Raw genomic sequence first — 15,115 nt, 5'->3', positions numbered from 1 at the left:
GGTAAAAGCGAAGATTAACTATAGTTTCAAACTATAAAGCCATATAAAATTTTTCAAAGGGCCCTAAAAATCTTGAAATTCAGGATATTTACGAACGTTTAGAGAGTTTTAGAATGTGAAAAATCTTGTTTTGTGTTATAATGAATTATCACATTAGAGGTTAGAGGAGTTTTGAATGAAAACAGATATTGAAATCGCGCAGAGTATTGAGTTAAAACCAATCGTTGATGTTGTTGAGAAACTGGGTATTTCTTACGATGATTTGGAATTGTATGGAAAGTACAAGGCTAAACTCAGCTTTGATAAAATTCGTGCAGTTGAGAGCAATCCAGTTGGGAAATTGATCTTGGTTACTGCCATCAACCCAACACCTGCTGGTGAGGGGAAATCAACCATTACCATTGGTCTTGCGGATGCCTTGAACAAGATTGGTAAGAAAACCATGATTGCTATTCGCGAACCGTCTCTTGGCCCAGTAATGGGGATCAAGGGTGGTGCAGCCGGTGGTGGTTATGCCCAAGTGTTGCCAATGGAAGACATCAACCTTCACTTTACCGGGGATATGCATGCCATTACAACTGCTAACAACGCTCTTTCTGCCTTGATTGACAACCACTTACACCAAGGAAATGAGCTGGGAATCGACCAACGTCGTATTCTTTGGAAACGTGTTGTGGACTTGAATGACCGCGCTCTTCGTCATGTGACCGTTGGACTTGGCGGTCCTCTAAATGGTATTCCTCGTGAGGATGGTTTTGACATTACCGTAGCTTCCGAAATCATGGCTATTCTTTGCTTGGCGACGGATATTGAAGATTTGAAACGTCGTTTGGCGAATATCGTTATCGGATATCGCTATGACCGTACACCAGTTTCTGTTGGTGATTTGCAGGTTGAGGGTGCTTTAGCATTGATTTTGAAAGATGCTATCAAACCGAACTTGGTTCAGACAATTTACGGTACACCTGCTTTTGTTCACGGTGGTCCATTTGCCAATATCGCTCATGGATGTAACTCTGTCTTGGCAACAACAACAGCCCTTCACTTGGCTGATTATACTGTTACTGAAGCTGGTTTTGGTGCGGACCTTGGTGCTGAGAAATTCCTTGACATTAAGACACCAAACTTGCCAGCATCTCCAGATGCTGTTGTCATCGTCGCAACTCTCCGTGCCCTTAAGATGAATGGTGGTGTAGCTAAGGACGCTCTTACAGAGGAAAATGTAGAAGCAGTTCGTGCAGGTTTTGCTAACTTGAAACGCCACGTTGAGAACATCCGTAAGTTCGGTATTCCAGCAGTTGTAGCTATCAATGAATTTGTTTCTGATACAGAGGCTGAAATCGCAGCCTTGAAGGAACTTTGTGCCTCAATCGATGTACCAGTAGAATTGGCTAGTGTCTGGGCTGATGGCGCAGAAGGTGGTGTAACACTTGCCGAAACACTTGTCAAGACAATCTCTGAAAATCCAGCCAACTACACTCGTCTTTATGACAATGACCTTTCTGTCCAAGAAAAGATTGAAAAGATTGTTACTGAAATCTATCGTGGTAGCAAAGTGAACTTTGAGAAGAAAGCTCAAACACAAATCGCTCAAATCGTTCAAAACGGATGGGACAAATTGCCAATCTGTATGGCTAAAACTCAGTACAGTTTCTCAGACAATCCAAATGCACTTGGAGCACCAGAAAACTTTGAAATTACCATTCGTGAATTGGTACCAAAATTAGGGGCAGGCTTTATTGTTGCCCTAACTGGTGATGTCATGACCATGCCAGGCCTTCCAAAACGACCAGCCGCTCTTAATATGGATGTTGAAAGCGACGGAACTGTTCTAGGATTGTTCTAATAGTTTAATTGAATTAAAATGAGTTTGGAAATAATATCCAAGCTCATTTTTTTATCTAGCTTTAAGGAGTTGTCTTCAGCTGATAATAGAGTTACTTTCTAGACGCAATCAGTCTAGGTAAAGATATTTTCCTCGATTTCTGATATAATAGAAACATTGACTTCAAGAGTAAGGAAGAGAAAATGAACGCATTATTGAATGGAATGAATGACCGTCAGGCTGAGGCAGTGCAAACGACAGAAGGGCCCTTATTAATCATGGCTGGTGCTGGTTCTGGGAAGACTCGTGTTTTAACTCACAGAATCGCCTACTTGATTGATGAAAAGATGGTCAATCCTTGGAATATTTTGGCCATTACCTTTACCAATAAGGCGGCGCGTGAGATGAAGGAGCGTGCCTATGGCCTCAATCCAGCTACTCAGGACTGTTTGATTGCGACCTTTCACTCCATGTGTGTTCGTATCCTACGTCGCGATGCGGATCATATTGGCTACAATCGGAATTTCACTATTGTAGATCCTGGTGAGCAACGAACTCTCATGAAACGCATTCTCAAGCAGTTAAACTTGGATCCAAAAAAATGGAATGAACGAACCATTTTGGGAACCATTTCCAATGCTAAGAATGACTTGATTGATGATGTGGCTTATGCTGCTCAGGCTGGTGATATGTATACGCAAATCGTGGCCCAGTGTTATACAGCTTATCAAAAGGAGCTTCGTCAGTCTGAGTCCGTTGACTTTGATGATTTGATTATGCTGACCCTGCGTCTCTTTGATCAAAATCCTGACGTCTTGACTTACTATCAGCAGAAGTTCCAGTACATTCATGTTGATGAGTACCAAGATACCAACCATGCCCAGTATCAATTGGTCAAACTCTTGGCTTCACGCTTTAAAAATATCTGCGTAGTCGGTGATGCTGACCAGTCTATTTACGGTTGGCGTGGGGCTGATATGCAGAATATCTTGGATTTTGAGAAAGATTATCCTCAAGCCAAGGTAGTTTTGCTAGAGGAAAATTACCGTTCAACCAAAACCATTCTCCAAGCAGCCAATGACGTCATCAAAAACAATAAAAACCGTCGCCCCAAGAATCTCTGGACCCAGAATGCCGATGGGGAGCAAATCGTTTATTATCGCGCAAATGACGAACAGGATGAGGCTGTTTTTGTAGCCAAAACCATTGATGAACTTGGTCGTAGTCAAAACTTCCTCCACAAGGATTTTGCAGTTCTTTATCGGACTAATGCGCAATCCCGTACTATTGAGGAAGCACTGCTTAAGTCCAATATTCCTTATACTATGGTCGGAGGGACCAAGTTCTACAGCCGTAAGGAAATCCGTGATATTATCGCCTACCTTAATCTTATTGCTAATTTAAGTGACAATATCAGTTTTGAGCGCATTATTAACGAACCAAAACGTGGAATTGGCCCAGGAACCGTTGAGAAAATCCGTGATTTTGCGAATATGCAAGAGATGTCTATGCTGGATGCTTCAGCTAATATTATGTTGTCTGGCATCAAAGGAAAAGCAGCACAGTCAATTTGGGACTTTGCCAATATGATCTTGGATTTGCGAGAAAAACTGGATCAATTAACTATCACCGAGCTGGTGGAGGCTGTTCTAGAAAAAACAGGTTATGTCGATATTCTTAATGCTCAGGCAACCTTGGAAAGCAAGGCGCGGGTTGAAAATATCGAAGAGTTCCTATCTGTTACCAAGAACTTTGATGACAATCCTGATAGTCAAGAAGAAGAAACAGGTTTGGATAAACTCAGTCATTTCTTGAATGACTTAGCCTTGATTGCAGATACGGATACAGGCAGTCAGGAGACATCAGAAGTGACCTTGATGACCCTCCATGCAGCTAAGGGACTTGAGTTCCCAGTTGTCTTTATCATTGGGATGGAGGAAAATGTCTTTCCCCTTAGCCGTGCAGCAGAAGATCCGGATGAACTGGAAGAGGAACGTCGTTTGGCCTATGTAGGTATCACGCGCGCGGAGAAAATCCTCTATCTGACCAATGCCAACTCTCGATTACTGTTTGGGAAGACCAACTATAACCGTCCAACACGTTTCATCAATGAAATCAGTTCGGACTTGCTTGAGTATCAGGGCTTGGCTCGACCAGCCAATACTAGCTTTAAGGCTTCTTATAGCAGTGGCGGAGTGGCCTTTGGTCAAGGTATGAGCTTAGCCCAGGCCCTTCAAGAACGGAAACGCAATGCCGCACCAAGCTCTATCCAGTCTAGTGGTCTCCCATTTGGTCAGTTTGCAGCCGGAAATAAAAAAGATTCAAGCGATACCAACTGGTCTATTGGGGATATTGCTCTCCACAAGAAGTGGGGAGAGGGAACTGTTCTGGAAGTCTCTGGTAGCGGTGATACTCAGGAGTTGAAAATCAATTTCCCAGAAGTGGGGCTGAAAAAACTCTTAGCCAGTGTAGCCCCAATTGAGAAAAAAATCTAATTTTCTATCCTTCTCACGAATAATAAAGTGAGGAGGATTTTTATGTACAGTATTTCATTCCAAGAAGATTCACTCTTGCCTAGAGAAAGACTGGTTAAAGAAGGAGTAGAGGCACTGAGCAATCAAGAATTGCTAGCAATTCTACTCAGAACCGGAACGCGTACGGCCAATGTTTTTGAAATTTCCCAGAAAGTCTTAAACAGTTTGACTAGTCTAACTGATTTGAAAAAAATGACCCTGCAGGAATTGCAGAGTCTGTCTGGTATTGGACGGATTAAGGCCATTGAACTACAAGCAGTGATTGAACTGGGACATCGCATTCACAAACATGAAACCCTTGAGATGGAAAGTATTCTCAGTAGTCAAAAGCTAGCCAAGAAAATGCAACAGGAACTTGGCGATAAAAAACAAGAGCACCTAGTGGCGCTCTATCTCAATACTCAAAATCAAATCATTCATCAGCAAACTATTTTTATCGGCTCTGCGACACGCAGCATTGCAGAACCAAGGGAAATCCTTCACTATGCCATCAAGCATATGGCGACTTCTGTTATTTTAGTCCACAATCATCCATCAGGCGCAGTAGCACCTAGCCGAAATGATGATCATGTAACCAAGTTAGTCAAGGAAGCCTGTGAACTGATGGGAATTGTGTTCTTGGACCATTTGATTGTCTCTCACTCTGATTACTTTAGTTACCGTGAAAAGACGGATTTGATTTAAGATTGCACATGATCTTACTCAATTACTTTTAAAACATAGGAATCTACTTCTGCCATATTGATAACAGGAAGAGGTTTTATCGTGGGTACAAGTAAATCTTCTTGAACGATAAAGTTGACAATCGAATTGAAATCTTCGATTTTATAATATCTTTTTTTATGAATGAGAATATCTCTGTAAAAGTAAAGACGTGAATGAAATTTACTTTTTAGTTTAGCATCTGCCTTTTTACAAAATAGTTTTGCCTTTTTAGACATTTCTTTCAGCTGTTTTTCTTTTTGAGATAGTTTATCGAAATTCTCTTTATTCTTAGAAAAAGATTGGTAACTTTCCGCTGTTAAAAGTCTATAGAGATTAGAAAGATGAAAGCAAACCCTTATTTCTTTTTCATTGTTTGATAAGAAATAAGGGTTTGCTTCCTTTTCCTTATAAGATATGAAAACATTAGCTTCTATATCTCTCAAAATCTCATGAGTAGAAGGTATTTTAATTTCATTCATGATTAATAACCTATTTATAAGTCCTAGAGTTCGTTAACAACATAGTCAAACAGCGTTTTATCTTTGGGGCGGTTTTCAAAGAGAAATTCAGGATGCCATTGAACACCAAGATAAGGGAAGCCGTCCGTAGTTGTCACAGCCTCAATGATTCCATCTTTAGGATCATGTGCTACAACCTTAAGATTTGAGGCTAGATCTTTAATGCTCTGGTGGTGGAAGGAGTTGATGTGAGAGATTTCTCCATAGATTTCTCGGAGAATGGTATCAGGTTCCGTTACGAGGCGTTGGGTCGTGTATTCGGCTGAACAGTCCTGCCAATGATCCTCGATATCTTGGTATAGCGTGCCTCCCATGGCGACATTGAAAAGTTGAGTACCCCGACAAACAGAGAAAATTGGTTTCTTTTGCTTAATCGCTTCTTTGATAAGTGCTAGTTCAAAAATATCTCTTTGAAGGTGATAGTCATCACTATCAATAGCCTTTGGTTCACCATAGTATTTTGGATCAACATTTTGCCCACCCGTTAGGATGAGCTTATCAATGATACTGATGTAATAGGCAGCCATTTCTTGATCACCAATCGGTAGGATGATTGGAATTCCGCCAGCGTCCTTGACTCCTTCAACAAAGCCTTTTGCTGCATAGCTCATCATGATGTCATCATCTGGATGAGCTTTTTCATTTCCTGTAATCCCAATAACTGGTTTTTTCATAAATGCTTTCGCTTTCTAATCCTCTTTACGCATAAAATAGAGGAGGGTTTGGAGTTCGCTTGTCAAATCGACATACTGAACAACCACATCTTTTGGGAGGTGCAAGTGGACAGGAGAAAAACTGAGAATCCCTTTTACACCTGCATCAACCAAAAGATTGGCAACTTCTTGTGATTTAACACTTGGAACTGTTAGGATAGCAGTTTTGACATCTGCTTCTTTGATTTTTTCTTTAATCTGTGAGATACCATAGATTGGAATTCCATCAGGTGTCTGGCTCCCAACTTCTGGATGGTCATCTAGGTCAAAGGCCATGATAATTTTCATCTTGTTACGCTCGTGGAAGCGGTAGTGGAGAAGGGCATGGCCCATATTTCCGATTCCAACTAACATAACATTTGTAATGGAGTTATCATTTAGGAGATCAGCAAAAAAATTCATCAATTTTTTGACATCGTAACCAAAACCACGACGACCTAGTTCACCAAAATAGGAAAAATCCCGACGAACGGTCGCAGAGTCGATACCGATAGCCTCTGCAATTTGCTTGGAGTTGGCACGTTCGATTTTTTCTGCATGAAATCTCTTGAAAATTCGATAGTAAAGAGAGAGTCTTTTTGCTGTTGCTTTTGGAATAGCAGACTGTTTATCTTTCACAAAATCACAACCTTTCTATTCTTCTATTTTATAGAAACATTGTGAAAAAATCAACAAAAACAAGAAAAAACTAAGAAATTTCTTAGTTTTTATCTGAAAAATGAGCTTGTGATAGAAAACGGTAGAGATCGCCAACCAATCCTTGATAAATCACCTTATCATTCAGCGTTAAGGAGCTGAATGATAAGGTGAGTATCAGGTAGGGTCACACAGCCTGATAGAGATAACATAAGCTCTTCGTAATCCTTATATTCAAGTGTACGTTCTACGTGATAGTTATCTTGATAGGTAAGTCGATACATAGTCAATTATCTTTCTTCTTTAGTGAAGATACCGCGTTCTACTAAACTGTCCATGAGGAAGTAGAATTTTTCTTGGTGAATATGGTGATCTTCTGATTTAAAGATATTCACCAAACGAAGGCCAGATTTGTCAGTGATGTTGAGTTTAGCACCTGTAAGGTCTTTATTGATGATGATTTTTAGGTTGAAACCTTCACCACTGTTGGGTACTTTTTCAAGTAGACGAGTCAGTTCGAAGTTTCCAACTTTTGTTTCAAAGAAAGTATTGTCTTTCAGTGTGAACTTTTTGACAGTTGGGCTAAGTGTATAGTCGTAGCGGCAGTTTTGTAGTTTAATGGTTTTTTCGAATGCCATTAGATTAATCTCCAATAATATTTTTTAAGGTTTGTGCGAGTTGTTTCAGTTCCTCCTCAGTGTTAAGAGGAGAGAGACTGATACGGACAGATTCTTTCAATCGATGTGAATCTGGTCCATAAAATGCTTCAAGCACATGACTGGTTTGCACAATACCAGCAGTACAAGCGGAACCGGTAGAAATTGAAATTCCCTCAAGGTCTAACCGAAGTAAAAGCAAATCATTTTTCTGACCAGGAAAACCGATATTCAAAACATAAGGCAGTTGGTCTTGACTTTCATTGAGATAGTAGTCTAAATCAGCAATTTCTTCTAAAAAAGCAGATTTGAGTGCGCTTAGTTTTTGGTAATGCTTAGCTTGGTTATTTAAATCCTCTTTGAGAGCAGCGACCATACCTACAATGGCAGCGAGATTTTCTGTTCCAGCCCGTTTCTTTTGTTCTTGGTCTCCACCGTGAAGGTAGGAATCAAAGCCCGTGGAAGAAGCATAAAGAAAGCCAACTCCTTTTGGTCCATGGAATTTGTGGGCAGAAGCGCTAAGGAAATCAATTCCTAACTCCTTTGGATGGATAGGGATTTTTCCGATAGCTTGAACAGCATCAACATGATAAGCAGCAGGATGTTCTTTTAAAATACGTCCAATCTCAGCGATAGGTAAGAGACTACCTGTTTCATTATTAGCATACATGGTGGAAACGAGAATGGTATCGTCACGTAAAGCTTCTTGAATCTGCTGCGCAGTGATTTCTTGATTTACTGGTTGGATGATGGTCGCTTCAAAACCAAAATGTTGTACCAGATAATCGATAGTCTCAAGCACAGAATGGTGTTCAATAGCTGTCGTGATGATATGTTTTCCACGATTTTGATGACGGAGACAATAGCCGATAATGGCTGTATTATTACTTTCTGTACCGCCAGATGTAAAAAAGATATGTTGAGGTTTGGTTCCTAGTAAGAGGGCTAAGTCCTGACGAGCTTCTCGCAAGAGTTTGCCAGCCTGCCGACCATGGCTATGAATACTAGAAGGATTACCATGAGTTTCTTGCATGACCTTAGTCATTTCAGAAATAGCTACTGCTGACATAGGAGTCGTAGCAGCATTGTCCAAATAAATCAAAGAATCACCTTATTTCTTTTTGTTGTAAGCAAAGAGTGGGCTGACTGGTTTTCTTTCATGGATGCGGACGATAGCATCTCCGATTAATTCGCTAGCAGTAATGTAACATACATTTTCTGGAGTTCTTTCTTTGGTTGCTACTGAGTCCGTCACGAGGATTTCTTTGATGTTTGTAGCGTCAAGAAGATCTGCTGCACCTTCAACAAATAAACCGTGACTGGATACTGCATAAATCTCAGTTGCGCCTTCACGTTCAACGATTTTGGCTGCTTCAGAGAAAGTACGACCAGTATTTAGGATATCGTCAATCAAGATAGCCTTTTTGCCTTCAACATCCCCAATGATATAGCCTTCGTTACGATCAGAATCATCTTGGGCGTAGTCAATGATAGCGATAGGAGCATCAAGGTATTCAGCCAAACTACGTGCACGTTTAACACCAGAGTTCTTTGGACTAACAACAACGACATCAGAGCCAAGAAGACCTTTATCACAGTAGTGCTTAGCAAATAGAGGAACAGTATAAAGATTGTCTACAGGAATGTCAAAGAAACCTTGGACCTGAACAGCATGGAGGTCAAGTGTTAGAACACGGCTTACACCAGCTTTGACAAGCATATTGGCAACTAGTTTTGCAGTGAGGGGTTCGCGAGAAGAAGCGATACGGTCCTGACGCGCATAACCAAAGTAAGGAAGGACAACGTTGATACTATGAGCACTTGCACGTACACAAGCATCAACCATGATCAACAACTCCATCAAGTGGTTGCTAACAGGGTAGCTGGTTGACTGGATGATGTAGACATCGTAACCACGGACACTTTCTTCAATGTTGACCTGGATTTCGCCGTCAGAAAATTGTCGAGAGGATAACTTCCCGAGAGGTACACCAACTGTATCCGCAATCTTTTGAGCGATTTCATGGTTAGAGTTTAGGGTGAAAAGTTTCATGTTGTTTCTATCTGACATTATAGACCGTCCTCTGTAAACTTTGCGAATCTTCTCTGAGAAAGTTTTGTTTTTCAAAGCCAGATTCTTTTATTTTTATCTTTTCTATTTTACCAAAAAAAGGAGATTATTTCAGCTTTTTTTCATGCTTTTAATAAAACGAATTAATTTTGATGGAGCTTTCTGATAAGTAATCTGATTTTCATCTAAAAATCTCTGAAAATCTTCTTTCCCTTTTTCATGGTCGGTGACTTCAAGCTCGAGTTCATAGTCCATCTGGTCAAAGTATCGACTTTCATCTAAGGCCATTAAGCCAATCTCAGCTTTCATTTCATAACGTAGAGTGGAAAGGCAGCCTAGAACAAGCCAGTCATGGCTTTCGATGCCAATCTTAGCGAGTTTCTCTAGAACGAGCCCTGGAGGTAGTTTTTGTTTTTCGAGGTACGATTCAGCTTCTGGAAGAGTTAGTTTCTGGTTGTATTCCATATTTCCTACAGTTTGAGGTACTTTTAAGGTCAATTCCGCCCAATCTGCAAAAGTGCGAATGCGCATGGCAACCTTCTTTTCATGCAATTGGAAATCTGGTGTGTCAATGTAGTAGTTCTTCTGAAAGACGGGTTGGATATGGGAAAGCTGTTTTTTTAGATGATCATATTCCTCTTTTTTCAGAAGTGTTTTCAATTCTATTTCTAAATGTTTCATTTTTTCAACCTTTTCTATATCTTTGAAAGCGATTTATGGTATAATGGACAATGTATTTATTGTATACGAATGTACTGAAAAAATCAAAGATTTTCGACAGAGCAATCAAACATTACAAGGGAGAAAGTATGACCATAGAATGGGAAGAATTTTTAGATCCTTACATTCAGGCTGTTGGTGAATTGAAGATTAAACTTCGAGGAATTCGCAAACAGTATCGTAAGCAAAACAAGCATTCTCCGATTGAGTTTGTAACGGGTCGTGTAAAACCGATTGAAAGTATTAAAGAAAAAATGGCTCGTCGAGGAATTACTTATGCAAGTCTAGAACATGATCTGCAAGATATTGCTGGTTTACGTGTCATGGTTCAGTTTGTTGATGACGTTAAAGAGGTAGTTGAGATTCTACGTAAACGCCAAGATATGAGAGTCGTTCAGGAACGAGACTATATCACTCATCGTAAGGCTTCGGGCTATCGTTCTTATCACGTGGTTGTCGAATATACTGTAGATACGATAAATGGGGCTAAGACCATTCTCGCCGAGATTCAAATTCGGACCTTGGCTATGAACTTTTGGGCTACCATTGAACACTCGCTCAATTATAAATATCAGGGCGATTTTCCAGAAGAAATCAGGAAAAGACTGGAAATTACGGCCAAAATAGCCTATCAATTGGATGAAGAAATGGGTAAGATTCGAGATGACATCCAGGAAGCGCAGGCTCTCTTTGATCCATTGAGCAGAAAATTAAATGACGGTGTAGGAAATAGTGACGATACAGATGAAGAATACAGGTAAACGAGTTGACCTCATAGCAAATAGAAAACCACAGAGTCAGAAAGTTTTGCATGAACTGAGGGAAAAACTAAAGAAACAACATTTTATACTGAACGATACCAATCCCGACATCGTCATTTCGATTGGTGGTGACGGGATGCTTTTATCCGCTTTCCACAAGTATGAGAATCAGTTAGACAAGGTTCGATTTGTAGGTGTTCATACAGGGCATTTGGGATTTTACACAGATTATCGTGATTTTGAGCTAGATCAGTTGGTGACCAATCTTTTACTAGATACTGGTGCGAAAGTTTCCTATCCAGTCTTGAATGTTAAGGTAACGCTTGAAAATGGGGAAGTGAAAATCTTCCGTGCTTTAAATGAAGCCAGTATCCGTCGATCAGACCGGACCATGGTTGCGGATATTATCATTAACCACGTTCCGTTCGAGAGATTTCGTGGAGATGGAGTGACTGTTTCAACGCCGACGGGAAGTACTGCCTACAACAAGTCCTTGGGTGGAGCTGTCTTGCATCCGACCATTGAAGCCTTGCAGTTGACAGAAATAGCGAGTCTTAACAACCGAGTCTATCGTACTCTGGGATCATCAATCATTATTCCTAAAAAAGATAAGATTGAACTCTTACCGACACGCAATGATTACCACACGATATCAGTCGATAACAGCGTCTATTCCTTCCGTAATATCGAACGGATAGAGTATCAAATCGACCATCACAAGATTCACTTCGTAGCGACTCCAAGCCACACTAGTTTCTGGAATCGTGTCAAAGATGCCTTCATCGGCGAGGTGGATGAATGAGGTTCGAATTTACCGCAGATGAGCACGTCAAAGTCAAAACTTTCCTCAAGAAACATGAGGTTTCCAAGGGACTTTTGGCTAAGATTAAGTTTCGAGGCGGGGCTATACGGGTCAATGGCAAACCACAAAATGCGACTTATCTCTTAGATATTGGAGATAGGGTTACCATCGATATTCCAGCTGAGGAAGGATTTGAGAGCCTTGAAGCTATTGATCGACCACTCGATATTTTATATGAGGATGACCATTTTCTGGTTTTGAATAAGCCTTATGGAGTAGCTTCCATCCCCAGTGTCAATCATTCCAATACCATTGCCAATTTTATCAAGGGCTACTATGTTAAACAGGAATATGAAAATCAGCAAGTTCACATCGTGACTAGGCTTGATAGAGATACATCTGGTTTGATGCTCTTTGCCAAGCACGGTTACGCTCATGCACGTTTAGACAAGCAGTTGCAACGAAAGTCTATCGAAAAACGTTACTTTGCTTTGGTTAAAGGAGCTGGTGTCTTGGAGCCTGAAGGGGAGATTATTGCCCCGATTGCGCGTGATGAAGATTCTATTATCACGAGACGGGTTGCCAAAGGTGGGAAATACGCTCATACGTCTTACAAAGTTGTAGCGTCTTATGGAAATATTCACCTAGTTGATATTCGTCTGCATACTGGACGAACTCATCAGATACGAGTGCATTTTTCTCACATCGGCTTTCCTTTGTTGGGAGATGATTTGTATGGTGGTAGTTTGGATGATGGTATCCAACGTCAGGCCTTGCATTGCCATTATTTATCTTTTTATCATCCCTTTCTAGAGCAAGATTTGCAACTAGAAAGCCCCTTACCGGATGATTTCAGCAATCTTATTACTCAGTTATCAACTAATACTCTTTAAAACTTATTTGGAGTATAATTTATTTTCTTAAAGGAGAAAACTCATGGAAGTTTTTGAAAGTCTCAAAGCCAACCTGGTTGGCAAAAATGCTCGTATCGTTCTCCCTGAAGGGGAAGAGCCACGTATTCTTCAAGCAACAAAACGCTTGGTAAAAGAAACAGAAGTAATTCCTGTTTTGCTCGGAAACCCTGAAAAAATTAAAATTTATCTTGAAATCGAAGGGATCATAGATGGTTATGAAGTGATTGATCCCCAACATTATCCTCAATTTGAAGAAATGGTTGCTGCCTTGGTAGAGCGTCGTAAGGGCAAAATGACTGAAGAAGAAGCGCGCAAAGTTTTGGTTGATGATGTCAACTACTTTGGTGTGATGCTAGTCTACTTGGGCTTGGTTGACGGTATGGTATCTGGTGCAATTCACTCAACTGCTTCAACAGTTCGCCCAGCCCTACAAATCATTAAAACTCGTCCAAACGTAACTCGTACTTCAGGTGCTTTCCTCATGGTTCGTGGTACGGAACGTTACCTATTTGGAGACTGTGCCATTAACATCAATCCAGATGCAGAAGCTTTGGCTGAAATTGCGATCAATTCAGCAATCACAGCTAAAATGTTTGGTATTGAACCTAAAATTGCTATGCTAAGCTATTCTACTAAAGGTTCAGGTTTTGGTGAAAGTGTTGATAAGGTAGTGGAAGCTACAAAAATTGCTCACGACTTGCGTCCCGACCTTGAGATTGATGGTGAGTTGCAATTTGACGCTGCCTTTGTTCCTGAAACTGCAGCTCTTAAAGCTCCAGGAAGTAATGTAGCTGGTCAAGCAAATGTCTTTGTCTTCCCAGGTATCGAAGCAGGAAATATTGGGTACAAGATGGCAGAACGTCTCGGTGGTTTTGCGGCTGTCGGACCTGTTTTGCAAGGATTGAACAAACCAGTTAACGACCTTTCTCGTGGATGTAATGCAGATGATGTGTACAAGTTGACCCTTATCACAGCAGCTCAAGCAGTTCATCAATAAGATTTAGTCCTCTTTCCCATGGGAAGAGGCTTTTTAGTACTGAGAAAAGGACAGTTAGAAGCTTCTATGTTATACTAGATATATGTTAGATTTGAAAGAATACGGTATCGTCATGTGGCCAGAGGAGAAGATCATTTCTTTTCGTGAAAAACTCCTCAATTGGTATGATGAAAACAAGCGAGATTTACCTTGGAGGAGAAGTAAAAATCCTTATCACATCTGGGTATCTGAAATCATGCTCCAGCAGACTAGAGTGGATACAGTTATTCCATACTACGAACGATTCTTGGACTGGTTTCCAACAGTTGAAAGTCTGGCCAATGCCCCTGAAGATCGTTTGTTGAAGGCTTGGGAGGGATTGGGCTATTATTCTCGAGTGCGCAATATGCAGGCTGCAGCCCAGCAGATTATGACTGACTTTGGGGGGCAATTTCCAAATACCTATGAAGGAATTTCTAGTTTAAAAGGGATTGGCCCTTACACTGCGGGAGCTATTTCCAGTATCGCTTTTAATTTGCCTGAGCCAGCGGTTGATGGCAATGTCATGCGGGTTTTGGCACGCTTGTTTGAGGTTGATCATGATATCGGAGTTCCCAGCAATCGCAAAATTTTTCAGGCAATGATGGAAATCTTGATTGACCCGAAACGACCAGGTGACTTTAACCAAGCTCTGATGGATTTAGGTTCTGATATAGAGTCTCCGGTTAACCCTCGACCAGAAGAAAGCCCTGTTAAGGACTTTAGCGCAGCCTATCAGAACGGAACTATGGATGTATATCCGATTAAAGAACCCAAGAAAAAACCTCTCCCAATTTATCTCAAGGCCTTAGTTGTACGCAATGACCGTGGTCAATATCTACTTGAAAAAAATGAAAGCGAGAAACTGTTAGCCGGTTTTTGGCATTTCCCCTTGATCGAAGTTGATGATTTCTCAATCTTTGACGATCAGTTAGATCTCTTTTCTCAAGTCAAAGAGGAAAGCAGAGAATTTGGACCAAGCCCTCAAGAAAACTTTGAGCAGGATTATGATTTAGAAGTGAATTGGTCCCATCAAGTATTTGACCAGGTCAAGCATGTATTTAGCCATCGGAAATGGCACATTAAAATCCTAGCTGGTCAGGTGACAGAAACAAAACAGTTTTCGGACAGAGAAATTCGTTGGGTTTCTCCTCAGGAGTTTTCTGACTATCCACTTGCGAAACCTCAGCAAAAAATTTGGCAGGCTTATAAAACAACTTTTGAAGATAAAGGCCTACAGTAGCC

The 15,115-nt window shown here is 40.8% G+C and carries 15 protein-coding genes and 1 pseudogene; 8 read left to right on the top strand and 8 right to left on the bottom strand.

The genetic code is table 11. The features are described 5' to 3' along the window. Positions 1-175 precede the first annotated feature (175 nt). The 3 genes from GMD6S_RS00805 (at position 176) to radC (ending at position 5,043) form a co-directional block, all read left to right on the top strand. Entirely contained in the window at positions 176-1,846 is a 1,671-nt protein-coding gene (locus GMD6S_RS00805; RefSeq protein WP_000845258.1) for a formate--tetrahydrofolate ligase, read from the top strand. Between the two features lie 182 nt (positions 1,847-2,028). Continuing rightward, positions 2,029-4,320, top strand: a complete 2,292-nt coding sequence (gene pcrA, locus GMD6S_RS00800; protein WP_000992901.1) for a DNA helicase PcrA — start codon at positions 2,029-2,031, stop codon at positions 4,318-4,320. Positions 4,321-4,362: 42 nt separating this feature from the next. Further along, complete coding sequence (gene radC, locus GMD6S_RS00795) at positions 4,363-5,043, top strand: RadC family protein (RefSeq protein ID WP_000286946.1); 681 nt, start codon at positions 4,363-4,365, stop codon at positions 5,041-5,043. Between the two features lie 14 nt (positions 5,044-5,057). Here the strand turns inward: radC and GMD6S_RS00790 are convergent, their stop codons facing one another. From GMD6S_RS00790 to GMD6S_RS00755, 8 genes and pseudogenes are all read right to left on the bottom strand, one after another. Then, positions 5,058-5,543, bottom strand: coding sequence for a hypothetical protein (locus GMD6S_RS00790; RefSeq protein ID WP_001002682.1), 486 nt, complete (start codon positions 5,541-5,543; stop codon positions 5,058-5,060). Positions 5,544-5,566: 23 nt separating this feature from the next. Next, positions 5,567-6,256: a gamma-glutamyl-gamma-aminobutyrate hydrolase family protein gene (locus tag GMD6S_RS00785; protein ID WP_000743314.1), complete on the bottom strand. Its 690-nt coding sequence runs from the start codon at positions 6,254-6,256 to the stop codon at positions 5,567-5,569. Positions 6,257-6,271: 15 nt separating this feature from the next. Continuing rightward, on the bottom strand, positions 6,272-6,913 hold the full coding sequence (locus tag GMD6S_RS00780; protein ID WP_000653410.1) for a redox-sensing transcriptional repressor Rex: 642 nt from the start codon (positions 6,911-6,913) through the stop codon (positions 6,272-6,274). Between the two features lie 82 nt (positions 6,914-6,995). Then, positions 6,996-7,215, bottom strand: a pseudogene (locus GMD6S_RS00775) (DUF4649 family protein). A 6-nt stretch (positions 7,216-7,221) separates the two neighbouring features. Further along, entirely contained in the window at positions 7,222-7,569 is a 348-nt protein-coding gene (locus GMD6S_RS00770; protein WP_000863524.1) for a DUF1831 domain-containing protein, read from the bottom strand. A gap of 4 nt (positions 7,570-7,573) precedes the next feature. Next, entirely contained in the window at positions 7,574-8,689 is a 1,116-nt protein-coding gene (locus GMD6S_RS00765; protein ID WP_000639681.1) for a cysteine desulfurase family protein, read from the bottom strand. Between the two features lie 9 nt (positions 8,690-8,698). Then, positions 8,699-9,658, bottom strand: coding sequence for a ribose-phosphate diphosphokinase (locus tag GMD6S_RS00760; protein WP_001283843.1), 960 nt, complete (start codon positions 9,656-9,658; stop codon positions 8,699-8,701). A 111-nt stretch (positions 9,659-9,769) separates the two neighbouring features. Continuing rightward, complete coding sequence (locus GMD6S_RS00755) at positions 9,770-10,339, bottom strand: CYTH domain-containing protein (protein ID WP_000681312.1); 570 nt, start codon at positions 10,337-10,339, stop codon at positions 9,770-9,772. A 128-nt stretch (positions 10,340-10,467) separates the two neighbouring features. On the opposite strand from GMD6S_RS00755, the gene GMD6S_RS00750 reads away from it, so the two are divergent. From GMD6S_RS00750 to mutY, 5 genes are all read left to right on the top strand, one after another. Further along, positions 10,468-11,139, top strand: coding sequence for a GTP pyrophosphokinase (locus GMD6S_RS00750; RefSeq protein ID WP_000151555.1), 672 nt, complete (start codon positions 10,468-10,470; stop codon positions 11,137-11,139). Further along, on the top strand, positions 11,123-11,941 hold the full coding sequence (locus GMD6S_RS00745; protein WP_000799063.1) for an NAD kinase: 819 nt from the start codon (positions 11,123-11,125) through the stop codon (positions 11,939-11,941). Before GMD6S_RS00750 ends, GMD6S_RS00745 begins: the two co-directional genes overlap by 17 nt. Continuing rightward, a complete protein-coding gene (locus GMD6S_RS00740; protein WP_001210028.1) occupies positions 11,938-12,834 on the top strand; it encodes an RluA family pseudouridine synthase in 897 nt (298 codons plus the stop codon). Before GMD6S_RS00745 ends, GMD6S_RS00740 begins: the two co-directional genes overlap by 4 nt. Positions 12,835-12,877: 43 nt before the next feature. Continuing rightward, positions 12,878-13,852 (top strand): phosphate acetyltransferase, encoded by a 975-nt coding sequence (gene pta, locus GMD6S_RS00735; RefSeq protein WP_000451575.1) that lies wholly within the window; start codon positions 12,878-12,880, stop codon positions 13,850-13,852. Positions 13,853-13,934: 82 nt separating this feature from the next. Continuing rightward, positions 13,935-15,113 carry an A/G-specific adenine glycosylase gene (mutY, locus tag GMD6S_RS00730; RefSeq protein WP_000886132.1) on the top strand — a complete coding sequence of 393 codons (1,179 nt, stop codon included), beginning with the start codon at positions 13,935-13,937 and terminating at the stop codon, positions 15,111-15,113. The last annotated feature ends 2 nt before the right edge of the window (positions 15,114-15,115 follow it).

The organism is Streptococcus sp. GMD6S, from assembly GCF_000297015.1.
The sequence above is the reverse complement of the archived record's forward strand: the minus strand, read 5'-3'. Positions and strand labels throughout refer to the sequence as shown.

Bases quoted from the DNA above. Each gene is read 5' to 3' on its own strand.
- radC (WP_000286946.1), top strand. From the start codon at position 4,363: ATGTACAGTATTTCATTCCAAGAAGATTCACTCTTGCCTAGAGAAAGA.
- GMD6S_RS00770 (WP_000863524.1), bottom strand. From the start codon at position 7,569: ATGGCATTCGAAAAAACCATTAAACTACAAAACTGCCGCTACGACTAT.
- GMD6S_RS00790 (WP_001002682.1), bottom strand. From the start codon at position 5,543: ATGAATGAAATTAAAATACCTTCTACTCATGAGATTTTGAGAGATATA.
- GMD6S_RS00750 (WP_000151555.1), top strand. From the start codon at position 10,468: ATGACCATAGAATGGGAAGAATTTTTAGATCCTTACATTCAGGCTGTT.
- GMD6S_RS00745 (WP_000799063.1), top strand. From the start codon at position 11,123: ATGAAGAATACAGGTAAACGAGTTGACCTCATAGCAAATAGAAAACCA.
- GMD6S_RS00785 (WP_000743314.1), bottom strand. From the start codon at position 6,256: ATGAAAAAACCAGTTATTGGGATTACAGGAAATGAAAAAGCTCATCCA.
- mutY (WP_000886132.1), top strand. From the start codon at position 13,935: ATGTTAGATTTGAAAGAATACGGTATCGTCATGTGGCCAGAGGAGAAG.
- GMD6S_RS00755 (WP_000681312.1), bottom strand. From the start codon at position 10,339: ATGAAACATTTAGAAATAGAATTGAAAACACTTCTGAAAAAAGAGGAA.
- pta (WP_000451575.1), top strand. From the start codon at position 12,878: ATGGAAGTTTTTGAAAGTCTCAAAGCCAACCTGGTTGGCAAAAATGCT.
- pcrA (WP_000992901.1), top strand. From the start codon at position 2,029: ATGAACGCATTATTGAATGGAATGAATGACCGTCAGGCTGAGGCAGTG.
- GMD6S_RS00805 (WP_000845258.1), top strand. From the start codon at position 176: ATGAAAACAGATATTGAAATCGCGCAGAGTATTGAGTTAAAACCAATC.
- GMD6S_RS00760 (WP_001283843.1), bottom strand. From the start codon at position 9,658: ATGTCAGATAGAAACAACATGAAACTTTTCACCCTAAACTCTAACCAT.
- GMD6S_RS00740 (WP_001210028.1), top strand. From the start codon at position 11,938: ATGAGGTTCGAATTTACCGCAGATGAGCACGTCAAAGTCAAAACTTTC.